This window comes from Pseudomonas marvdashtae (assembly GCF_014268655.2).
In the GTDB taxonomy this organism is placed as follows: Bacteria; Pseudomonadota; Gammaproteobacteria; order Pseudomonadales; family Pseudomonadaceae; genus Aquipseudomonas; species Aquipseudomonas marvdashtae.
This window is the reverse complement of sequence record NZ_JABWQX020000001.1, coordinates 370,983-392,922: the sequence shown is the minus strand read 5'-3', so window position 1 is coordinate 392,922 and position 21,940 is coordinate 370,983. Positions and strand designations below refer to the sequence as shown.

Annotated in this window: 17 protein-coding genes and 1 tRNA gene; 12 read left to right on the top strand and 6 right to left on the bottom strand. The window is 60.7% G+C overall.

Going from position 1 to position 21,940, the window contains the following annotated elements; translation table 11 throughout:
* Nucleotides 1-9 precede the first annotated feature (9 nt).
* The 12 genes from HU742_RS01850 to HU742_RS01795 all read left to right on the top strand — a co-directional run bounded on the left by HU742_RS01850 (nt 10) and on the right by HU742_RS01795 (nt 13,502).
* A tRNA-Ile gene (locus HU742_RS01850) sits at nt 10-86 on the top strand.
* Between the two features lie 92 nt (nt 87-178).
* On the top strand, nt 179-2,644 hold the full coding sequence (locus HU742_RS01845; protein WP_437179887.1) for a hypothetical protein: 2,466 nt from the start codon (nt 179-181) through the stop codon (nt 2,642-2,644).
* 35 nt (nt 2,645-2,679) lie between these two features.
* Nucleotides 2,680-3,141 (top strand): Lrp/AsnC ligand binding domain-containing protein, encoded by a 462-nt coding sequence (locus HU742_RS01840; RefSeq protein WP_186614284.1) that lies wholly within the window; start codon nt 2,680-2,682, stop codon nt 3,139-3,141.
* A 176-nt stretch (nt 3,142-3,317) separates the two neighbouring features.
* Nucleotides 3,318-5,000 (top strand): flavin monoamine oxidase family protein, encoded by a 1,683-nt coding sequence (locus HU742_RS01835; RefSeq protein ID WP_186643518.1) that lies wholly within the window; start codon nt 3,318-3,320, stop codon nt 4,998-5,000.
* A 12-nt stretch (nt 5,001-5,012) separates the two neighbouring features.
* Nucleotides 5,013-5,807 carry a carbon-nitrogen hydrolase family protein gene (locus HU742_RS01830; protein ID WP_186614280.1) on the top strand — a complete coding sequence of 265 codons (795 nt, stop codon included), beginning with the start codon at nt 5,013-5,015 and terminating at the stop codon, nt 5,805-5,807.
* Nucleotides 5,808-5,855: 48 nt separating this feature from the next.
* A complete protein-coding gene (pqqF, locus tag HU742_RS01825) occupies nt 5,856-8,297 on the top strand; it encodes a pyrroloquinoline quinone biosynthesis protein PqqF (RefSeq protein ID WP_186643517.1) in 2,442 nt (813 codons plus the stop codon).
* Between the two features lie 170 nt (nt 8,298-8,467).
* A complete protein-coding gene (gene pqqA / locus HU742_RS01820; protein ID WP_003177660.1) occupies nt 8,468-8,542 on the top strand; it encodes a pyrroloquinoline quinone precursor peptide PqqA in 75 nt (24 codons plus the stop codon).
* 79 nt (nt 8,543-8,621) lie between these two features.
* The gene (pqqB, locus tag HU742_RS01815) at nt 8,622-9,533 is read left to right on the top strand and encodes a pyrroloquinoline quinone biosynthesis protein PqqB (RefSeq protein WP_186641144.1); all 912 of its coding nucleotides are present in this window, start codon (nt 8,622-8,624) and stop codon (nt 9,531-9,533) included.
* 11 nt (nt 9,534-9,544) lie between these two features.
* Nucleotides 9,545-10,297 (top strand): pyrroloquinoline-quinone synthase PqqC, encoded by a 753-nt coding sequence (pqqC, locus tag HU742_RS01810; RefSeq protein WP_186643516.1) that lies wholly within the window; start codon nt 9,545-9,547, stop codon nt 10,295-10,297.
* On the top strand, nt 10,294-10,569 hold the full coding sequence (pqqD, locus tag HU742_RS01805) for a pyrroloquinoline quinone biosynthesis peptide chaperone PqqD (protein WP_186641140.1): 276 nt from the start codon (nt 10,294-10,296) through the stop codon (nt 10,567-10,569). The genes pqqC and pqqD overlap by 4 nt, the downstream gene beginning before the upstream one ends.
* Before the next feature lies 1 nt (nt 10,570).
* Nucleotides 10,571-11,710 carry a pyrroloquinoline quinone biosynthesis protein PqqE gene (gene pqqE, locus HU742_RS01800; RefSeq protein WP_186641215.1) on the top strand — a complete coding sequence of 380 codons (1,140 nt, stop codon included), beginning with the start codon at nt 10,571-10,573 and terminating at the stop codon, nt 11,708-11,710.
* Nucleotides 11,676-13,502 (top strand): S9 family peptidase, encoded by a 1,827-nt coding sequence (locus tag HU742_RS01795; protein ID WP_186643515.1) that lies wholly within the window; start codon nt 11,676-11,678, stop codon nt 13,500-13,502. The genes pqqE and HU742_RS01795 overlap by 35 nt, the downstream gene beginning before the upstream one ends.
* A 112-nt stretch (nt 13,503-13,614) precedes the next feature.
* Here the strand turns inward: HU742_RS01795 and HU742_RS01790 are convergent, their stop codons facing one another.
* From HU742_RS01790 to HU742_RS01765, 6 genes are all read right to left on the bottom strand, one after another.
* Complete coding sequence (locus tag HU742_RS01790) at nt 13,615-13,773, bottom strand: YqaE/Pmp3 family membrane protein (RefSeq protein WP_186614268.1); 159 nt, start codon at nt 13,771-13,773, stop codon at nt 13,615-13,617.
* 338 nt (nt 13,774-14,111) lie between these two features.
* A complete protein-coding gene (locus tag HU742_RS01785; protein WP_186643514.1) occupies nt 14,112-15,890 on the bottom strand; it encodes an acyl-CoA dehydrogenase C-terminal domain-containing protein in 1,779 nt (592 codons plus the stop codon).
* Nucleotides 15,891-16,079: 189 nt separating this feature from the next.
* Nucleotides 16,080-17,876 (bottom strand): acyl-CoA dehydrogenase C-terminal domain-containing protein, encoded by a 1,797-nt coding sequence (locus HU742_RS01780; RefSeq protein WP_186643513.1) that lies wholly within the window; start codon nt 17,874-17,876, stop codon nt 16,080-16,082.
* Nucleotides 17,877-17,967: 91 nt separating this feature from the next.
* Nucleotides 17,968-19,257, bottom strand: coding sequence for a GGDEF domain-containing protein (locus HU742_RS01775; RefSeq protein ID WP_186643512.1), 1,290 nt, complete (start codon nt 19,255-19,257; stop codon nt 17,968-17,970).
* A 255-nt stretch (nt 19,258-19,512) separates the two neighbouring features.
* On the bottom strand, nt 19,513-21,318 hold the full coding sequence (locus HU742_RS01770) for a phenylacyl-CoA dehydrogenase (RefSeq protein WP_186612834.1): 1,806 nt from the start codon (nt 21,316-21,318) through the stop codon (nt 19,513-19,515).
* A 274-nt stretch (nt 21,319-21,592) separates the two neighbouring features.
* A complete protein-coding gene (locus HU742_RS01765; RefSeq protein ID WP_186641130.1) occupies nt 21,593-21,889 on the bottom strand; it encodes a pyrroloquinoline quinone biosynthesis protein PqqE in 297 nt (98 codons plus the stop codon).
* Nucleotides 21,890-21,940: the final 51 nt, after the last annotated feature.

The following is a 21,940-nucleotide window of genomic DNA, read 5'->3' as shown; positions in this document are numbered from 1 at the left end:
GCCTACTGAGGGCCTATAGCTCAGTTGGTTAGAGCAGAGGACTCATAATCCTTTGGTCCACGGTTCGAGTCCGTGTGGGCCCACCAACTCCAAAGCCGCGCATTGCGCGGCTTTTGTCGTTCCAGGGCGTGGAAAATCCAGGCCACGCCATCGTCTTTTTTGCTTCACCTCACTTACAATCGAAAATTCCCACCCCATCGAGACGCCCATCATCGCCAGCCCCAGCCTTTCCCGACTGTTCCTCGAGCTGTTCTGGCAAATCAGCATTCTGGTTGTCCCAGCCTTTTTCGTCACAATCCTGCCGCCCCTGCTGGCTTTACTGGCGGTGGTGTTCCTCGGATTGATGATGGGACTCGCCGCGCGACTGGGTTTTTCAGCGGTGGGACAAGGCGTTGCCCGGCTGACAGTCGGGGCAGTGTTTGGCCTGGGTTTCAGCCTGGGCCGGGCGTTGCCTGAGTGGTGGGGGATTTTAGTGGCGATTGTCGGCATCGTTGTCGGGCTCGCGTGCGTCAGTAGCTGGGAGCGGCGCCTCGGATTGGCGCCGGCGTCGGCGCCCAAGAATGGCCCGAGTGCCTGGGGTGGAAACGAGCCGCAGCTGACGCCCGAGGGCGAGCCGATCCGGGTGTTCAACCACGGCGAAATCGCCATGGGCGGCCCTGTCTGTTGCGACTATCTGTTTCCCGATGGCGTGCTCTTGCAAGGGCTCGGTGCTTCGGCGGTGTTTTCCAATGACGGTCGTTACTTTGCAGCGCCCGTGCCGTCCCGACAGGAATGGGGGCTGGTGGTCCTCGACCGCCAGCAACGCAAGGTATACCGCTGTTCCGACAGCGAGTTCTGGGAACTGGACGCCATGGACCTCGACCAGTTGAGTGGCCGCCATAGCCCACTGGTGGACAACAGCGTCCGTCAGGCCCGGCTGGATGAGCTGCTACAAACCGCCGAAGTCACCGACCTGATTGCCGTCGCGGACCTTTGGCTGGAGCCTGGCTGGCATCCAGACAATGTTGCGCACAGCTTCGCGCGACCGTCTGCCGATGGACGTCAATGCCTGGAGGGCCGCCTGTTATTGCCCTCGACTTTTCGCGACCTGGATCAACCGCTGGAGCCGTTGTATTCGCCGCGCTATGCCGTCAGCGTCAATGGGCAATCGTCCGGGCTGACGATGGCCGCCGATGCGCCATTGGTATGGGGCACCGATCACCGAACCTTGGCGTGCCTGGCTCGCGAGCAAGCCAACGATGCGGATGGCGACCAGTACTGGCTATGGCAACTGGACAGCGGCTGGCGCGCCCTGCCCTCACCTTGGGTAAGCGCCGCCGCCGAACCTTCTTTCTACTGGCATGACGTGTTGAGCCTCGATGCAAGCCATGTGCGTATCGGCGCGTACCTCGACTATCCGCGCCTGGGTTCCGGCCGGTATGGCTACCGCCTGGACAGTATCCACAGCGATACCGAGACCCAGACCGGTCATGACGCCCAAGGTCGGGTGCAGGTCGGCGAATTCAAACTGACCCGCATGGCCATTGTGATGCCGTTGGACAGCCAGGGGCGGCGAGGCGACTCGTCCATCGAGACGCAACCTTTGCGGGACGGAGTAAGGGCTCGCCTGACCTGGCTTTGCGACAATCGCGAAGGGCTGGGAGGTTATCGCTGCCAGATCGGAGAATGGACCTTGCCGGGGAGCTGGTTCCTGGATCACCGGGTCTCTGATTGCGGGCGCTACCTGGCGCTGCTGCCTTTTGAAGACTCGTCGAAGATCGCCACCCATGGCGTGGTCGCGGACGTGCAGGGTCAACGTCTATTGCAGGGACCAGCGATGTGGGTAGAGCGAATACTCGATTTTCGTGATGGTAGGTTGAGTCTGGCCGTGATCGCAGGCCGTCTTGATAACGATGTGGAAACCACCCCATTGCAGCGCTTCAGCGTCGCCGCGCCAGCGGTCGGCAACGACTCGTCTTTCTTTCGCCCTGACGAGCGAACCCGGCTTTATTACGACACGATGCAGTTGCAGCCGAAAGATTCCCAATTGAGTGTCGTCGCCCCGTGGCGACTGGTCGATCGCCCGCAAGCGGCCACCGCCGACGGCGACTTCATTCAGCCCACTCCAAATCATCAGGATGCCGCCTGGCTGTTTGGCAGCGAGACGGAATACGCCGACAGTTGGGTGCGTGCCGGCACGCCCCGTCTTGGAGGGCATTTGCTGACGGCGTCAGGTTGCGCGCTGGTTGACCTGGCGCCTTCGATGATCTGGTCGGAGGATGGCCGTTATCTGGCCCTGACCCGCATGGCAACCGACGTGACAGAACAGTGTGGAAGCTACCGGGGTTGGCAACTGCTGCTGCTTGATGTTCAGGACCGCACGTTGCGGGTTCATCCGCAATGGCTGGGCAATCGCCCCTTGTTCGAGGGCTTCGATGAAAGTCAGCTGCGAATACGCTGTTTCGAGCGGGAATGGGAAGCGCAAGACGCTGAAGACCCTGGCTCGGTGCAGGCTTTCTCACTGGACGTTTTGCTGCAAGCGCCCATTGAGCCGCTGGTCTGCCAGGACGGTTTCTGGCTCAACGCTTCGCAAACGCAGCGGGCAGCCGCCTGGCAAGCGCTGGCTTTACCTGCCATTGGCTATTTCGAGCGCCAGAGCCTGTAACATGCCCCACTTTGATGCTTGCGCCGGAGCCGACCGTGACTGACACCCGCCCCCCCGTCCTCGACGAAATCGATCGCCAGTTGATCGCGGCGCTGCAAATCAATGCTCGCGAAAGCGTCGCCATGCTCGCCCGACAATTGGGCATTGCCCGAACGACGGTGACGTCACGGCTGGCGCGGCTGGAAAAAACCAAGGTGATCACCGGGTATGGCGTGCGCCTGGGGCAACGAGTGATCGATGGCGGCTTGCAGGCTTACGTTGGAATCAAGGTTCAACCGCGCTCCGGCAAGGAAGTGCTGCGACGCCTGAGCGCCATGGCTCAAGTCCAGCAGTTGTGCGCGGTCAGCGGCGAATTCGATTACGTGGCCTGGCTGCGCACGGACTCGCCGGAGCAACTGGATCAGTTGCTCGACCAGATCGGCGGCGTGGACGGGGTTGATAAGACCACCACATCGATCATTCTCAGCAGCAAGATTGATCGGGGCCAGCCGGTCTGAAGCCTGCCATCAGGATATTCGTCGTAAACGATCACCGCGGCGTCATATTGACGTAAACCCGTTAAAAACGACGACACATTGCGTCTTATTAACGTGTTTCACCCTCTCTAGAATGGCTGGCATCTTTCCTATACTCAGACGCTCACGCCGCGTCGAGTCGCCCATCAAGGTCAGCCATGAACAAGAACAATCGCCACCCCGCAGACGGCAAGAAGCCCATCACCATTTTTGGACCGGATTTTCCGTTCGCCTTTGACGATTGGATCGAACACCCGGCCGGCCTCGGCGTTATTCCCGAGCACAACCACGGGGCCGAAGTGGCGATTGTCGGGGCCGGCATCGCTGGCCTGGTGGCGGCTTATGAGTTGATGAAGATGGGCCTCAAGCCTGTGGTCTATGAGGCCTCGAAGCTGGGCGGGCGCCTGCGTTCCCAAGCCTTCAACGGCGCCGACGGCATCGTTGCCGAGCTGGGTGGCATGCGTTTCCCTGTGTCGTCCACGGCGTTTTATCACTACGTCGACAAGCTGGGCCTGGAGACAAAACCCTTCCCCAACCCGCTGACCTCGGCATCGGGCAGCACTGTGATCGATTTGGAAGGCCAGACCTATTACGCCGAAAGCATGGCTGACCTCCCCGCGCTGTTCCAGGAAGTCGCCGACGCCTGGGCCGATGCACTGGAGGCCGGCTCGCGCTTCGGCGAGATCCAGCAAGCGATCCGCGACCGCGACGTGCCGCGTCTCAAGGAACTGTGGAACACCCTTGTGCCGCTTTGGGATGACCGCACGTTCTACGACTTCGTCGCCACCTCCAAGGCGTTCGCCAAGCTTTCGTTCCAACATCGCGAAGTGTTCGGCCAGGTCGGTTTCGGCACCGGCGGCTGGGACTCGGACTTCCCCAACTCGATGCTCGAAATCTTCCGCGTGGTGATGACCAACTGCGACGACCATCAGCATCTAGTGGTTGGCGGGGTGGAGCAGGTACCGCACGGGATCTGGAAACACGTGCCGGAGCGCTGCGCACATTGGCCGCAAGGCACCAGCCTGAACTCGTTGCACCTGGGCGCGCCTCGTAGCGGCGTGAAACGTATCGCACGGGCCGACAACGGTCGGTTCAGCGTGACTGACGTCTGGGGCGACACGCGTGAATATGCCGCCGTGCTGGTGACCTGCCAGACTTGGCTGTTGACCACCCAGATCGAGTGCGAGGAAGCGCTGTTCTCGCAAAAAATGTGGATGGCCCTGGACCGCACCCGCTACATGCAGGCGTCAAAGACCTTCGTGATGGTCGACCGACCATTCTGGAAGGACAAGGATCCGGAAACCGGCCGTGACCTGATGAGCATGACCCTCACCGACCGCCTGACCCGTGGCACCTACCTGTTCGATAACGGCGACGACAAGCCAGGGGTCATTTGCCTGTCCTACTCCTGGATGAGCGATGCAATGAAGATGCTCCCGTATCCCGTGGAGAAACGCGTGAAGCTGGCCCTCGATGCCCTCAAGAAAATCTATCCGAAGGTGGACATCGCGGCGCGGATCATTGGCGATCCCATTACCGTGTCCTGGGAAGCCGATCCGTATTTCCTTGGCGCATTCAAGGGCGCCCTGCCCGGCCACTACCGTTACAACCAGCGCATGTACGCGCATTTCATGCAAGACGACATGCCGGCCGAACAAAAAGGGATCTTTATCGCCGGCGACGACGTCTCATGGACACCCGCCTGGGTTGAAGGCGCGGTGCAGACCTCGCTCAATGCCGTGTGGGGAATCATGAAGCACTTCGGTGGTGAAACTCACCCCGAGAACCCGGGCCCTGGGGATGTGTTCGACGAAATCGGCCCCATCGCCCTGCCCGAATAAAAGGAGTTTTCGATGCGCGTAGCCCTTTACCAATGTCCACCACTGCCGATGGACCCGGCCGGCAACCTGCAGCGCCTGCACCAGGTCGCGCTGGAAGCCAGGGGCGCCGATGTATTGGTGCTGCCGGAAATGTTCCTGACCGGCTACAACATTGGCGTCGATGCGGTGAATGTTCTGGCGGAGGTCTACAACGGCGAATGGGCGCAGCAGATTGGTCGAATCGCCAAGGCGGCCGGCCTGGCGATTCTTTATGGCTACCCAGAACGCAGCGCAGACGGGCAGATCTACAACGCCGTCCAACTGATCGATGCCCACGGCGAACGCCTGGCCAACTATCGCAAGAGCCACCTGTTCGGCGACCTGGATCATACGATGTTCAGCGCTGGCGACGCGGCGCTGCCAATCGTGGAGCTCAATGGCTGGAAGCTCGGTTTCCTGATCTGCTATGACCTGGAATTCCCGGAAAATGCCCGGCGCCTGGCCTTGGCCGGCGCCGAGCTGATCCTGGTGCCGACCGCCAACATGCAACCCTACGACTTCATCGCCGACGTCACCGTGCGTGCGCGGGCTATCGAGAATCAATGCTTCGTGGCCTACGCCAATTATTGCGGCCATGAAGGCGAATTGCGCTATTGCGGCCAAAGCAGCATCGCCGCACCGGACGGCAGCCGCCCTGCCCTGGCGGGGCTGGACGAGGCCCTGATCGTGGGTGAGCTGGATCGCCAACTGATGGAAGACTCCCGTGCCGCCTACAGCTATCTGCACGACCGTCAACCAACGCTTTACGGCGACTTGCATAAACACTGACCCGAACGAATCCGCTAGCATGAGCAGATCTTTTTCCTGGAAGTGCTCATGCTGGCCGCCGATTCCCTTCATCCTCACACTGAAACCCTGGCCAACGGTCTGCAGGTGACTTTGCGTCATGTCTGCGGCCTCAAACGCTGCGCAGCGGTGTTGCGCGTGGCGGCCGGCAGCCACGATGCGCCTGAGGCCTGGCCGGGACTGGCGCACTTTCTCGAGCATCTTTTCTTCCTGGGGACAGAGCGCTTTCCCACAGGGCAGAACCTGATGGCCTACGTGCAGGGCCACGGCGGGCAAATCAACGCCCGCACCAGCGAACGCACCACCGATTTTTTTCTTGAATTACCGCCCGCCGCTATCGCCAGCGGACTGGAGCGACTGTCGGACATGCTCCGTCATCCGCGCCTGGACGAAGACAGCCAGTTGCGCGAGCGGGAAGTACTGCACGCCGAATTCATAGCCTGGTCCCAAGACGCGGCAGCCCAGCGACAAGTTGCCCTGCAGGACGGATTGTCGGCCGCTCACCCGCTGCGAGGTTTTCATGCCGGCAATCGCGACAGCCTGGCGGTGTCACAGCCTGAATTTCAAACGGCACTGCACGGTTTCTATCAGCGCTTCTATCAGGGCGGGCAAATGACCTTGAGCCTGGTCGGCCCGCAAAGTATCGAGGCCTTGGGTACGCTGGCCGCCACGTTTGCTGAAAGCGTGCCTGCGGGTAAAAAGGTGGACAGGCAATTGCCGCCGCCACTCATGGAGACCTCCGAGTCCAGTTATCAACGTGCTCGTGCGGGCGGGCGGGACATGCTGTTCGCCTTCGAACAACTGCCGGCCGCCTCGCCGCAAGCCCTGGATTTCTTGTGCAACTGGCTGAACACCCATAAACCGGGCAGCTTGTTGGCGCTGTTGCGCCAGCGCAGCCTGACCGACAGCCTCAAGGCCACGCCACTGTACGAATTTGCCGGCCAGGCGCTGCTGCACATCGAACTCAAGCTCGGCAACGACCAGGTACCTACCGAGATCCAGCCTTTGTTACGCGACTGGCTGGGGTTCTTTGCCGCCCACGACGATTGGGCGCCGTTGCGCAAGGAATTCAACGCACGGCTGCAACGTCGTCAAGAGACGGCAACAGCCCTGCAACTGGCTCGCGGAGACAGCGAAGGACGCGACGGGCCTCTATCGGAAGACGACTTGATGCGGCTCCGGGCAATCCTCACGCAATTGCACCCGGTGGATAACGTCGCCGGGCCATGGCAATTGCCGCCGCCCAACCCGTTCCTGCAAACCGCCAGCGAGCCGCCTCGCGCCGGCTTGATACGCGGCCAAACCAGCGCCCACCGTGGCTTGCGGACGTTTGCACAGGACCGCAGCCGAGGCCGGCGGGAACGCTCGCCCATGCAGTTCAGCCAGGCGCTGGCGGATGACATCCGTGAAAGTGCGGTGTATTTGCGCTGGCGATTGGCGACTCAGGCGCCGCTCGATCTCCAGTCCAGGCTCGATCAGCATCTGGCGGACTTGCGCGAAGACGCCCGGCAGGCCGGCGTGGACCTTGTCTTTGAACCTTGCGGCAATCAATGGCTGCTGAAAATGGTTGGCTTGCAGGCGCCGATGCCGCTAGTGCTCGAACACCTCCTGACGAAGCTTGGGCAACCGCTGCCCCCCGCCCAGCCCGACAGCGACACGCCCTTGATACCAATTCGACACCTGTTGAAGGCGTTGCCGAATCATTGTCAGCCACATGCTCAAGACCCGGCGTTGCCACGGCCCGACAGCGAACAAGGTATCTGGACAAGCGCCCATTGGGATGGCCTGGCCATCGGACTCTCGGCCGCTACCCAGACCGCCATGGGCCCTGCGCTGGCCCGGGTTCCAGGCATCGCCAGTGAGGACGACCCGCCAGCCTTGGCGCAATCCCACGGCTGCGTCTGGAACAGGCTTGAGACCCAGGGCGACGAACACGCCGTTTTGCTGTTTTGTCCCACACCGACCCAAGACTTGTCTGACGAGGCCGCGTGGCGGTTGCTTGCCCAGCTCTGCCAGACGCCGTTTTACCAGCGCCTGCGAGTTGAGTTGCAATTGGGCTATGCCGTGTTCAGTGGCTTGAAGCAGATCAACGGCCAGACAGGCCTGTTGTTCGGTGCCCAATCCCCCAGCGCCTCGGCAGCGCAGTTGATTGCTCACATGGAGCAGTTCTTGGGCGAGATGCCGGCGCTGATCGAACAGATCGATGATTCAAGCCTGGCCAACCAGCAGCAAGCGCTGGCCCGCCAACTTAATAGCGCCGTGCTGCCCTGTGCACAAGCGGCGGAATTGCTCTGGCAAGGCAAACTGGCCGGACGTTCTTCGGACTATCTGCAGCTGCTGGCCGATGCCATCGTGCAGACGGAGCGCGAGCCATTGATAAACGCGGCCCGCCGCTTGATCAACGCACAAGGAGGGCGTTACTGCCTCAGCAACGAGCCGTCTCCGGGAACCCCATGGCAAACGGCGCAGTGATCATTGCAGCCCGTGCAACGAGCTTTCTCAAAGAATCGCGGCGAACGAATTTGTCAGATTTAGTAACATAGGTGTTTAGGCATCTGAACATCTTCTGTCGGAGATGGACTATATGTATAGGTCCCAATAGTCCTAACTAACCCAAGCACCCCAACCAAAGGAGTATTCCCATGTCCTGGTCCAAACCCGCATATATCGATCTGCGTATCGGCTTCGAAGTCACCATGTACTTCGCCAGCCGTTAATGACAGCAGGCGATCAGTACGCAACACAACGCCTCGGTCATCCGGGGCGTTTTTATTTCGGTTTGCAGATGGAGCGGCCATGTTCGTCCAGATTCTAGGTTCCGCCGCCGGCGGCGGTTTCCCCCAGTGGAACTGCAACTGCGCCAATTGCGCAGGCTTTCGCAACGGCAGCCTGCGGGCCCAGGCGCGCACCCAGTCGTCCATCGCGATTTCCGATGACGGTGTGAGTTGGGTGCTGTGCAACGCCTCCCCAGACATCCGCGCCCAGCTCCAGGGCTTCGCCCCGATGCAACCTGGCCGGGCCCTGCGCGACACCGGCATTGGCGCGATCATCCTGATGGACAGCCAGATTGACCACACCACCGGCCTGCTCAGCCTGCGCGAGGGCTGCCCGCATCAGGTCTGGTGCACCGACATGGTCCATGAAGACCTGAGCACCGGCTTTCCGTTGTTCAATATGCTGACTCACTGGAATGGCGGGCTGAGCTGGAACCGCATCGAACTGGACCAGGGCTTCACCGTCCCGGCCTGCCCGAACCTGCGTTTCACCCCGCTGCCGCTGCGCAGCGCCGCACCGCCCTATTCTCCGCACCGCTTCGACCCGCATCCGGGCGACAACATCGGACTGATCGTCGAAGACCTGCGCACAGGCGGCAAGCTGTTCTATGCCCCGGGCTTGGGCAAGGTCGACGAGGGGTTGTTGGACATCATGGCCAGCAGCGACTGCCTGTTGGTGGACGGCACGATGTGGGACGACGATGAAATGCAGCGCCGTGGTGTCGGTACCCGCACTGGCCGGGAAATGGGTCACCTGGCACAAAATGGCCCGGGCGGCATGCTCGAAGTGCTGGAGCATCTGCCGAAGCAGCGCAAGGTGCTGATCCACATCAACAACACCAACCCGATCCTCGATGAAGACTCCCCCGAGCGGGCCGAGTTGGTGCGACGCGATGTCGAAGTCGCTTACGACGGTATGAGCATCGAACTGTAGGAGCGCCCGGAATGACTGACACACCATTGACCACTGCAGAGTTTGAAGCAGCCCTGCGTGCCAAGGGCGCTTATTACCACATCCATCACCCCTATCACGTGGCGATGTATGAAGGCCGCGCCACTCGCGAACAGATCCAGGGCTGGGTCGCGAACCGCTTTTACTATCAGGTAAACATTCCGCTCAAGGACGCCGCGATCCTGGCCAACTGCCCGGATCGGGAAATCCGCCGCGAGTGGATCCAGCGCCTGCTCGACCATGACGGCGCGCCCGGCGAAGACGGTGGTATCGAAGCCTGGCTGCGGCTGGGCCAAGCGGTGGGCCTGGACCCCGATCAACTGCGCTCCCAGGAACTGGTGTTGCCGGGCGTGCGCTTTGCGGTGGACGCCTACGTCAACTTCGCCCGCCGCGCCTCTTGGCAAGAAGCCGCCAGCAGTTCCTTGACCGAGCTATTCGCCCCACAGATCCATCAGTCGCGCCTGGACAGCTGGCCGCAGCATTACCCCTGGATCGACCCGACCGGCTACGAGTATTTCCGCACCCGCCTGGGCCAGGCCCGGCGCGACGTCGAGCATGGCTTGGCCATCACCTTGCAGCACTACACCACTCGTGCGGGTCAGGAGCGCATGTTGGAGATTCTCCAGTTCAAACTGGACATCCTCTGGAGCATGCTCGACGCGATGAGCATGGCCTACGAATTGAATCGCCCGCCCTATCACAGCGTGACCGGGCAGCGCGTCTGGCACAAAGGGATCACGTTATGAGCTTCGACCGCAGCAAAATCCCGAAATGGCGCCTGGGCTACCGTTTCCAGTACGAACCGGCCCAGCAAGGCCACGTGTTGCTCTATCCTGAAGGCATGATCAAGCTCAATGACAGCGCGGCGCTGATTGGCGGCTTGATCGACGGTGAACGGGATGTCGCGGCGATCATCGGCGAGTTGGCGAAGCAGTTTCCCGACGTGCCGGAACTCGGTGACGACATCGAGCAATTCATGGAGGTCGCCCGTGCAGAGCACTGGATCGAACTTGCCTGACATCACCGGCCTGCCGCCCAAGCCCGACGTCGGCCTCCCGCTATGGTTGCTGGCCGAGCTGACCTATCGTTGCCCGTTGCAATGCCCGTACTGCTCCAACCCGCTGGACTTTGCCGAGCAAGGCAAGGAGCTCAGCACCGAGCAGTGGTTCAAGGTGTTTCGCGAAGCCCGGGAAATGGGCGCCGCGCAGTTAGGCTTTTCCGGGGGCGAGCCGCTGGTGCGCCAGGACTTGGCCGAGCTGATCGGCGAGGCGCGCAGACTGGGTTTCTACACTAACCTGATCACCTCCGGCATCGGTTTGACCGAACAGAAAATCAGCGACTTCAAGAAGGCTGGCCTGGACCATATCCAAATCAGCTTCCAGGCCAGCGACGAGCAGGTGAACAACCTGCTGGCCGGCTCGAAGAAAGCTTTCGCGCAAAAGCTGGAAATGGCTCGGGCGGTGAAAGCCCACGGATACCCGATGGTGCTGAATTTCGTCACCCATCGGCACAACATCGACAAGATCGACCGCATCATCGAGCTGTGCATTGCCCTGGAAGCCGACTTCGTCGAACTCGCCACCTGCCAGTTCTATGGGTGGGCGCACCTCAACCGCGTTGGCCTGCTGCCTACTCGTGAACAATTGGTGCGGGCCGAACGCATCACCAACGAATACCGCGCCAAGCTGGAAGCCGAGGGCAATCCGTGCAAGTTGATCTTCGTAACCCCGGACTATTACGAAGAACGTCCCAAGGCCTGCATGAACGGCTGGGGCAGTATTTTCCTGACCGTCACGCCGGACGGCACGGCATTGCCATGCCACGGCGCCCGGCAGATGCCGGTGCAGTTTCCCAATGTGCGCGACCACAGCATGCAGCACATCTGGTACGACTCGTTCGGCTTCAACCGTTTCCGCGGTTATGACTGGATGCCCGAACCGTGCCGCTCCTGCGATGAAAAGGAGAAGGACTTCGGTGGCTGTCGCTGCCAGGCGTTCATGCTCACCGGCGACGCCAGCAATGCTGATCCGGTGTGCAGCAAATCCGCGCACCACGGCATGATTCTCCAGGCTCGCGAAGACGCCGAGCACGCCACTCAAACCATCGAGCAACTGGCCTTTCGCAATGAACGAAATTCGCGCCTCATCGTTAAAGGCTGAGCCCTTCAGCGCCGCCCAAGCCGTCGCGGCGGGCGTCGACTTCGCCGAACTGCAACGGGGGCCGCAGGGCCTGTTCTGGAATGAATACCGTCCCGAAGACGGCGCTTGCCGGATCTGGCAGTGGCAAGACGCCAAGGCCCGCTGCCTGACCCCGGACGGCTTCAGCGCACGCAGTCGGGTCTACGAATACGGCGGTGGATCATTCTGCCTGAGCGATGACGGCGTGCTGTTTGTCAACGAGGCGGACCAACAGGTGTACCACCAGGCGCTGGCGGGAGGGCCTCCGTTGGCTCTGACCCAGGGCGATTGTCGATATGGGGATTTGCGCTTCGCCGCCGGGCAGGTGCTGGCGGTGGAAGAACAGGCCAATCAGCATCGGTTGGTCTCGATCGGGCTGGTGGACCACCAGCGGCGCGTGCTGGCAGCCGGTGCTGATTTCTATGCCTCGCCGACGCAGAGCCCCGATGGCCAGCGACTCGCCTGGATCGAGTGGAGTCGCCCACACCAGCCCTGGACGGTCACGCGGCTGATGCTTGCCGAGCGCAACGCCACAGGTTGGAAAGAGCCGCGTTGTGTGGCTGGCGACAAGGACGAAGAGTCGATTCAACAACCGCGCTTCGACGCCTCCAGTCGCCTCTATTGCCTGACCGACCGCGGCGGGTACTGGCAGCCCTGGGTTGAACGTGCCGGCGTTCTCGAGCCGCTGCCCGCCGTCGACGCCGATCACGGCCCCGCACCTTGGCAGTTAGGCGGTTGTACCTGGTTGCCGGTAGATGAAACCACCTACCTGGCAAGCTGGACCGAAGCTGGCTTTGGGCGGCTGGGCCTGCGCAGCGGCAGCGTGCTCGAAGATCTCACCGGCAGTTACAGCCGCTTCCGCAGCCTGGCGCTCGATGAGCAATTCGTTTATGCCGTTGCCGCCTCACCGGTCGGCCCATCGGCAATCATCGCCATCGAACGGCAAAGCCGTGAAGCGGTGGTATTGGCGGGCGGCATCGCGCCATTGCCCACCGAGCAGATCAGTCGCCCTCAGACCCTGCGCTACCCTTCTGCCTCAAGTGAAGCCCACGGATTCTTTTATCCGGCCATGAACGCCGAGGAGAAACCGCCCCTGGTGGTGTTTATCCACGGCGGACCGACTTCAGCGTGCTACCCGATGTTCGATCCGCGCATCCAGTACTGGACCCAGCGCGGCTTTGCCGTCGCCGACCTCAATTACCGCGGCAGCAGCGGCTACGGTCGCGCCTATCGGCAAGCATTGCATCTGAACTGGGGCGTGGCGGACGTCGAGGATGCCTGCGCGGTCGTTGCGTACTTGAACGAGCAAGGCCTGATCGATGGCCGTTGCGCGTTCATTCGCGGTGGCAGCGCCGGTGGGTATACGACGCTGTGCGCCCTTGCGTTCCGTGATGTATTCCGTGCCGGCGCCAGTCTCTATGGCGTCAGTGACCCCATCGCCCTGGCCCAGGCCACCCATAAATTCGAGGGAGACTATCTGGACTGGTTGATCGGCGACCCGCAACAGGACGTCGAACGCTACCGGGCCCGGACTCCGCTGCTGCACGCTGAAAGCATTCGCGCCCCGGTGATCTTTTTCCAAGGCGAATTGGACGCCGTGGTCGTGCCACGGCAGACCCGGGACATGGTCAAGGCATTGGAGGACAACGGTGTCGCGGTCGAGGCGCACTATTACGCCGATGAGCGTCACGGCTTTCGCAAGGCCGCGAACCAGGCGCATGCGCTGGAGCAGGAGTGGTTGTTTTATCGCAAGGTGATGGACATCCGGATCTAGACCGGCGATCACTTGTGGCGAGAGAGCTTGCTCCTGCTGGGCGCGAAGCGGCCCTGAGTTTTTTGCGGGAGCAAGCTCCTCGCCACAGTAGATATCAGTTCCAGCAGAGAACTCAGCGCTTGGCGATGATGTACACCGCATGCACGATGCCGGGGATATACCCCAACAAGGTCAGCAGAATATTCAGCCAGAATGCCCCGCCAAACCCGACTTGCAGGAAGACACCCAGCGGTGGCAGCAGAATGGCGATGATGATCCGAACGAAATCCATGGAGAGCTCCTGATAGACGATGGCCACATTGCCATAGCCCATGGACACCTGACCACTCGTCAGGGTTCAGTGAGAGTCGACACAGAGACGGCCCGAATGGGCCTTTGGACAAGACAAAAAACGCGGACAAAAGAAAACCCCGCCGAAGCGGGGTTTTGCAGACTGTTTCCCTGACATCCATTTCACTCCGCCTTCCTGGCAGAATCCTACGTGTCCGTGTTGTTACTTGCGCGTCCTGCGCTACGTCCATGGAAGCTAGATTAGCTCTGGATCCAATCAGCCGATAGAGGGAAATCGCCAGCACGTCATGTAAGCATTTGCTTACATGACGTCACATTTCAGAACTGACTGGGCTCCAGCAGGAACAACGACTCGCTGCCGGCCTTCACCGAGGCGCTCAGGGAGTGAATACGCGGGAGCATGCGGGCGAAGTAGAATCGCGCCGTGCCCAGTTTGCTCGCGTAGAAGTCATCCTGGCCTTCCTTGCCCATGGCTGCTCTTGCCATCAGGGCCCACATGTAGGCATAGGCGGTGTAACCGAAGGCTTGCAGGTATTCCACCGAAGCCGCGCCAATCTCATTAGGGTTGTTTTTCGCCCGGTCCAGCAACCACTCGGTCAATTCGTCCAGCGTGCCGACGGCATCGTTCAATGGCTGGGTAAACTCCGCCAGGTCGCTGCTCGCAGTAGCGGTGAAGTGACGGATTTCATCGGCGAACAATCTGTAGAACGCCCCGCCGGTGCCGACGATCTTGCGCCCGACCAGATCCAGCGCCTGGATACCGTTGGTGCCTTCGTAGATCTGGGTGATGCGAACATCGCGCACCAGTTGTTCCTGGCCCCATTCGCGAATGTAGCCGTGACCGCCGAAAATCTGCTGGCCATGGACCGTGGTTTCCAGCCCGAGGTCGGTCAGGAAGGCCTTTGCCACTGGCGTCAGCAGGGCGACCAGGTCTTCGGCGCGTTTGCGGGTGGCCGGGTCTTCGCTGAACTTGGCGGTGTCCAGTTGCATCGCCACGTAGGTGGAGAATGCGCGACCGCCTTCGTTCGAGGCTTTCATGGTGAGCAACATGCGGCGCACGTCCGGGTGGACGATGATCGGATCGGCGACCTTGTCCTTGTTCTGCGCGCCGGTAGGCGAACGGCTTTGCAGGCGATCACGGGCGTAGTCGATGGCGTTCTGATACGAGCGTTCGCCGGTGGCCAGGCCTTGTATGCCGACGCCCAGCCGTTCGTAGTTCATCATGGTGAACATGGCCGCGAGGCCTTTGTTCGGTTCCCCGACCAGATAACCCACCGCGTCATCGAAGTTCATCACGCAGGTGGCCGACGCCTGGATGCCCATCTTATGTTCGATCGAACCACAGTTGGCCGCATTACGCGCGCCCAGGCTGCCATCGGCATTGACCATGAACTTGGGCACCAGGAACAGCGAAATGCCTTTTGGGCCCGCCGGTGCGTCGGGGAGTTTCGCCAGCACCAAGTGAATGATGTTTTCGGTCAGGTCGTGTTCGCCGCCGGTGATGAAAATCTTCGTGCCGCTGACTTTGTACGAACCATCGGCCTGAGGCTCAGCCTTGGTGCGAATGATGCCCAGGTCCGTGCCGGCATGCGGTTCGGTCAGGCACATGGAGCCTGCCCAGATACCGGCGTACATGTTCGGCAGGTAAGCCGCCTTCAATTCGTCGCTGGCATGGGCGTTGATCGACAGGCAGGCCCCGGCTGTCAGCATCGGATACAGGCCGAAGGAGAGGCTGGCGGAGTTGACCATTTCCTCGACCTGGGCCGACACAGCCTTGGGCATTCCCATGCCGCCGTACGCCGGATCACCACCGACACCGACCCAACCGCCTTCAGCGTAAGTCTTATAAGCCTGTGGGAAACCTGCTGGCGTGGTGACGGCACCGTCGGTCCAATGGCAACCCTCTTCGTCAGCCGCGCGGCTGAGAGGCGCGACGCTCTTGCTGGTGACCTTGCCGGCTTCTTCAAGGATCGCTTCGACAGTTTCAGCGTCTACGGTTTCGGCCAACGCCGGCAGTTGAGCCCAGAGTTTCGAGACCTCGAACACTTCATTGAGGACGAAGCGCATATCGCGCAGGGGCGCTTTGTAGTCAGCCATGGCAAACCTCGCAGGATCTAAACAATTGGTTCGTAGGAAAGCAGTTAACGCAATGGGCTTGAGTGTACCCCAACAACTTTTGAGACACATAGAGTCAAGCAGTGACTATTTTGTTGTTTTTGGTCACCTCCATGAGGAACCGCTCCACAGCCCTGCGGGGCAAGCTCCATTACCAAAATGCGTCCTCCGTCAAAGCGCAAATAGCTCCGCCGGCAACTTCATCAGACAATCACTTCCCGCCTCGACGGCGGCACGATGAGCGGCTGTCCGCGGTAGCAATCGTTTGAAATAAAACTCACAAGTCGCCAGTTTAGCCCGGCAAAAATCCGCGTCGCCCTGGTCACTGTCGAGTTGCGACTGAGCCACCAAAGCCATGCGCAGCCACAGGTAGGCCAGGATGATGTAACCGCTGTACATCAGGTAATCCACCGAGGCGGCCCCCACCTCATCCGGGTTTTTCATGGCAGCCATACCGACCTGGGTGGTCAGTTCGCCCCATTGCCGGTTGAGTCCGTCGAGTTGAGCAAGGTAATCGTTGAGCTGTGGGTGCCCGGCATTAACGGTGCAAAAGGTGTGGACGATTTTGGTGAAGCCGCGCAGCAACTTGCCTTGGCTGCCCAAGACCTTGCGCCCCAGCAGGTCCAAGGCCTGGATGCCATTGGTGCCTTCATAGATCGGCGCGATGCGGCAGTCACGCACCAGTTGCTCCATGCCCCATTCGCGAATGAAGCCGTGGCCGCCGAAGACCTGCATACCGTGGTTGGTCACCTCCAGGCCGGTGTCGGTCATGAAGGCTTTGCAGATCGGCGTCAGGAAGGCCAGCAGGTCTTCGGCTTCCTGGCGGGCGGTTTCGTTGCTACTCAAGTGCGCGGTGTCGAGCAACTGCGCGGTGAAATACGTCAGCGCCCGGTTGCCTTCATTGAAAGCCTTCATGGTGAGCAGCATCCGGCGCACGTCGGGATGAACGATGATCGGATCGGCAACTTTTTCCGGCGCCTTGGGACCGGTCAGCGAGCGCATCTGCAAACGATCATTGGCGTACTTGATCGCGCCTTGGAAACTTGCTTCGCCGAGACACAGGCCCTGCATGCCGGTGCCAAGGCGGGCATGATTCATCATGGTGAACATGCAGTTGAGGCCTTTGTTCGGCTCGCCGATCAGGAAACCCTTGGCCCCATCGAAGTTCAACACGCAGGTGGCCGATGCCTTGATGCCCATCTTATGTTCGATCGATCCGCAGGAAACATCATTGCGCTCGCCGGCCTCGCCCGTGGCATCGGGGAGGAACTTGGGCACGATGAACAGCGAAATGCCCTTGGTGCCGGCGGGGGCGTCCGGCAACTTGGCGAGCACCAGGTGAATGATGTTGTCGCTCATGTCGTGCTCGCCGGCGGAAATGAAGATCTTGCTGCCGGAGATCGCGTAGCTGCCGTCGGCCTGGGGCACGGCGCGGGTCTTGATGATGCCCAAGTCGGTGCCGCAGTGGGCCTCGGTCAGGCACATGGTACCGGTCCACTGGCCGGCGGTGAGTTTGCTCAGGTAGGTCTGTTTCTGCTGTTCGGTGCCGTGGGCGTGGATGGCCGACATGGCGCCGTGAGTCAGGCCCGGATACATGCCCCAGGACGTGTTGCTGGAGCCGATCATTTCGTTGATGACCAGACCCAGGGAACTGGGCAAGCCCTGGCCGCCATAAGCCGGGTCCGCCGCCAGCCCATGCCAGCCGCCCTCCACGTACTGTGCGAAAGCCTGCTTGAAACCTGTAGGCGTCGTCACCACGCCATTGTCGAAATGGCAGCCTTCTTCGTCACCTGGACGATTGAGTGGCGCCAGCACGTTTTCACAGAACCGGGCACCTTCCTCCAAGATCGCGCTGACCATGTCCGGGCTGGCATCGCTGGCGCCCAGTTCGGCATAACGACCATGGAAATCGAAGACGTGATCGATCAGAAAGCGCATGTCGCGCATGGGAGCTTTGTACTCGGGCATGGTGATTTTCTCCGGTAGCAGATCGTTTCAACCTACTGCCGGCGATCAAGGCCCACAATCACAGTCCAGACGCTGAATGCGCCGTCATCACTCAACCCGCGGCGGCCTCCATGCGCACCGCGCCGCGCCGGTTCTGCCCGAAGGCAATCACACAGTTACGCCCCGCGCCTTTGGCGTTATAGAGCGCCTGATCCGCCGACTTGAGCACCTCTTCGGGGGTGCGCTGGTCGATGCGCTCGGCCACGCCGATGCTGACCGTCACCGAGACGCTGGAGGCGCCAGTACCGGCGCGACGCTGGCGACCTTGTTGATCGTCCTGGGGACGATTGTCGGGATTGCGCAGCTGAATGGCATACGTCTCGATGGACTGGCGGATGACTTCCAGATGGGGCATGCATTCATCGATGGTCTTGCCTGCGAACACCAAGGCAAATTCCTCACCGCCGTAGCGATATGCCCTACCGCCACCGCCGATCTTCGACAATTTGCTGGCGACCAGGCGCAGCACCTGATCACCCACGTCATGGCCGTGGGTGTCGTTGAATTTCTTGAAGTGGTCCACGTCGCTCATCGCCAGCACGTAGTTGCGGCCCAGCCGCTGCATGCGTTCATTCAATGCCCGACGGCCCGGGAGGCCGGTCAACTCATCGCGGAAGGCCATTTGATAGGCCTCATGGGCAACCGCTGCAGCGATCATCAGCATCACTTGGCTGCACATGATGTTCAGGGTGAACGGCAAGATGAATGTCTTTGGCAGCATCCAGAACAGCCCCAGCAATCCCACCAGTTGCGCCGCGTGCAAGGGACGCGGGTTGCGCCAGTATTGCCAGGCCAGCAGCACGAACGCAGCGGCGAACACCGGGTAAGACAGCTGGATCAGGCTCATCCAGGCGCCGTGCAACGCCGGCCAGCGGATCTCCGAGAGCCACAGCAGCAAGGCTTGGGGAAAACTTTGCTCCAAGGCCAAGGCCACGCCACCAAATGCCAGTAGCACCGCAAAACGCGCCACCATATCCTGGAACAAGTGAGTGCGCTCCTGCCACGCCGCGAACAGCCCGAATAACAGCGGTAGCAACAGGCAGACAAGATGGAACACCACAGCTGCGTCTTCGCGCACCTTGCCGTTATCGCGGTAGAAATCGGTCTGGGTGTCCAGCAGGAAATAAGCGATGTACACCGTCGCCATCAGAAACAGTTCACGCTGGCGTCGGTAAACCGCGCAGTACGCACCTCCCAATAGCAGCACCAACGTGGGAAGGACGTTGAACAGGGAAGTGAAGAAAACGTTGAGGTCCTTGACGTAGGCAGCCGCCAGCCCCGCAAGCAATAGCACAGTCGACGGCAGGAAATGGCTGAAACGCATCGCAGAAAAACGCGGCAAGGGTAAAGCTCCGACCCGGCTGATCAAAGATGGCATTGTGCCTGCAACTGGAGCATTAAGGCACGCGGGATGTGACAGATGTCACACTGCCATCGCTGTAACGGCAGAGCGGGAGGTTTTCTTAGGGTTCAGTTGGATGAATATTGTTTCAGGATCACAGCAACCCCTGTGGCGACGGTCTTGATTGGGGCAACAGACACAAAAAAGCCGCTGCTTGCGAAGGAGCAGCGGCTTTTGTGAAGAACCGCGTAAGGCTTAGTAGCCCAGCGCGAAATCCTCTTCCTTCATGTCCATCAGGTTATTGGCGCCCGACAGCATGGTAGCAACGTGGGTGCGGGTGCGCGGCAGGATGCGCTGGAAGTAGAAGCGCGCGGTCTGCAACTTGGCGGTATAGAAGGCTTCTTCGGTGGTGCCGGCAGCGAGTTTTTCCGCCGCCAAGCGCGCCATGTCGGCCCAGAAATAGGCCAGGCAGGCGTAACCGGAATACATCAGGTAGTCCACCGAGGCAGCCCCGACTTCTTCGCGATCCTTCATGGCGGCCATACCGACTTTCATGGTCAGCTCGCCCCATTCCTTGTTCAAGGCAGCCAACGGCTCGACGAATTCCTTGACGGCTTCGTTGCCTTCGTTGCCCTGGCAGAACTTGTGGACGATCTTGGTGAAGCCCTTGAGTGCTTCGCCTTGGGTCATCAGCACTTTACGGCCCAGCAGGTCGAGGGCCTGGATGCCGGTGGTGCCTTCGTACAGCATCGAGATACGGCTGTCGCGCACGTTCTGCTCCATCCCCCACTCGGCGATAAAGCCGTGGCCGCCATAAATTTGCACGCCGTGGTTCGCCGCTTCGAAGCCGACTTCAGTCATGAACGCCTTGGCGATCGGCGTCATGAACGCCAGCAGCGCGTCGGCCTTCTTCTTCTCTTCTTCGTCCACGCCGTATTTGACGATGTCGACCTGCTTGGCGGTGAAGTACACCATCGCCCGGTTACCTTCGGCGAAGGCCTTCATGGTCAGCAGCATGCGACGCACGTCAGGGTGCACGATGATCGGGTCCGCGGCCTTGTCCGGCGCTTTCGGGCCAGTCAGGGAGCGCATTTGCAGGCGGTCACGAGCGTATTTCAGGCCGCCCTGGAAGCCGATTTCAGCGTGGGCCAGGCCTTGCAGCGCGGTGCCCAGGCGTGCGGTGTTCATAAAGGTGAACATGCAGTTCAGGCCTTTGTTCGCCGGGCCGATCAGGTAACCGGTGGCCGCGTCGAAGTTCATCACGCAGGTGGCGTTGCCGTGGATGCCCATCTTGTGTTCCAGCGAGCCGCAGCTCACGGCGTTGCGCTGACCGATGGAACCGTCAGCGTTCGGCAGGAATTTAGGAACGATGAACAGCGAAATCCCCTTGGTGCCAGCCGGAGCATCCGGCAGGCGTGCCAGAACGATATGGACAATGTTGTCGGCCATGTCGTGTTCACCGGCCGAGATAAAGATCTTGGTGCCGCTGACTTTGTAGGAACCGTCGGCCTGAGGCTCGGCCTTGGTGCGCAACATGCCCAGGTCGGTGCCGCAGTGGGGTTCGGTCAGGCACATGGTGCCGGTCCATTCGCCGGACACCAGCTTGGTCAGGTAAGCCTCTTGCTGCTCAGGCGTACCGTGCTCGGAAATAGTGTTCATCGCGCCATGGGACAGGCCCGGGTACATGCCCCACGACCAGTTGGCTTCGCCGACCATTTCGCTGACCGCCAGGCCCAGGGATTCCGGCAGGCCTTGGCCGCCATGCTCGACGTCGTGGGCCAGGCTTGGCCAGCCACCTTCGACGAACTGCTTGTAGGCTTCCTTGAAACCGGTCGGGGTTTTCACGCCGGACTCGCTCCAGGTGCAACCTTCGAGATCACCCACGCGGTTCAGCGGAGCCAGCACCTGCTCACAAAACTTGGCGCCTTCTTCGAGAATGGCGTCAACCATGTCCGGAGTTGCGTCCTGGCAAGCCGGAAGGCTCTGATAATGCGCTTCGTAGCCGAGCAGTTCGTCACGAACGAAGCGAATATCACGCAAGGGGGCCTTGTAGTCAGGCATAGCGATAAACCTCTGCTGATGTAACCGGGGATGAGCGACCGCGTGGATTTGTTGTAGCGGTCAAACAGTTGTTTGAAACATACGTTTACGCCCAAAGCTTGTCAAGCGTCGATCTTTTGCCGTTCGTCATCGTCTCGCCGCAACGGCAGGCGACAGAATCCTTCGCCAGGAAGCAGGCCCGGAACACGCAGGGAAAGATTAGTTGAGCGAGAAGGGCTTAGAGACGAAAACGCCGCGAATAATCGCGGCGCTTTGGCAAAGCAGGGAGAACGGATCAGGCAAAGGTATCAATCAAGGTTCCGAGCATTTCGTCGGAAGCCTTCGCAACGTTCACACCCAATTGCACTTGGAACTTGCCCTGGGCCAGATCGACCATGTTGCTGGACAGGTCCGATTGCTGGCTGCGATCCACCGACCGCAAGCGATCAACCTGGACCTCGGACGATTGACTGGTGACCGAGCGTTCAATCGTATTGTGGGCAATCTGGCCAGACGCCAGATCGACGCGGTTCTGTCCTGTCTGAATCGTGCTCAGACCGGCATAGAACGCGGTGTTTCCTGAGATTTCCATGGCAGGACTCGTCTTCTTGAAGGGTCGACATCGGCATTGAAACAGATGCAC

Coding starts and splice junctions, on each gene's coding strand:
- pqqB (WP_186641144.1), top strand. CDS start 8,622: ATGTTCGTCCAGATTCTAGGTTCCGCCGCCGGCGGCGGTTTCCCCCAG.
- HU742_RS01765 (WP_186641130.1), bottom strand. CDS start 21,889: ATGGAAATCTCAGGAAACACCGCGTTCTATGCCGGTCTGAGCACGATT.
- HU742_RS01790 (WP_186614268.1), bottom strand. CDS start 13,773: ATGGATTTCGTTCGGATCATCATCGCCATTCTGCTGCCACCGCTGGGT.
- pqqF (WP_186643517.1), top strand. CDS start 5,856: ATGCTGGCCGCCGATTCCCTTCATCCTCACACTGAAACCCTGGCCAAC.
- pqqD (WP_186641140.1), top strand. CDS start 10,294: ATGAGCTTCGACCGCAGCAAAATCCCGAAATGGCGCCTGGGCTACCGT.
- HU742_RS01785 (WP_186643514.1), bottom strand. CDS start 15,890: ATGGCTGACTACAAAGCGCCCCTGCGCGATATGCGCTTCGTCCTCAAT.
- HU742_RS01830 (WP_186614280.1), top strand. CDS start 5,013: ATGCGCGTAGCCCTTTACCAATGTCCACCACTGCCGATGGACCCGGCC.
- HU742_RS01795 (WP_186643515.1), top strand. CDS start 11,676: ATGAACGAAATTCGCGCCTCATCGTTAAAGGCTGAGCCCTTCAGCGCC.
- HU742_RS01770 (WP_186612834.1), bottom strand. CDS start 21,318: ATGCCTGACTACAAGGCCCCCTTGCGTGATATTCGCTTCGTTCGTGAC.
- pqqC (WP_186643516.1), top strand. CDS start 9,545: ATGACTGACACACCATTGACCACTGCAGAGTTTGAAGCAGCCCTGCGT.
- HU742_RS01780 (WP_186643513.1), bottom strand. CDS start 17,876: ATGCCCGAGTACAAAGCTCCCATGCGCGACATGCGCTTTCTGATCGAT.
- HU742_RS01835 (WP_186643518.1), top strand. CDS start 3,318: ATGAACAAGAACAATCGCCACCCCGCAGACGGCAAGAAGCCCATCACC.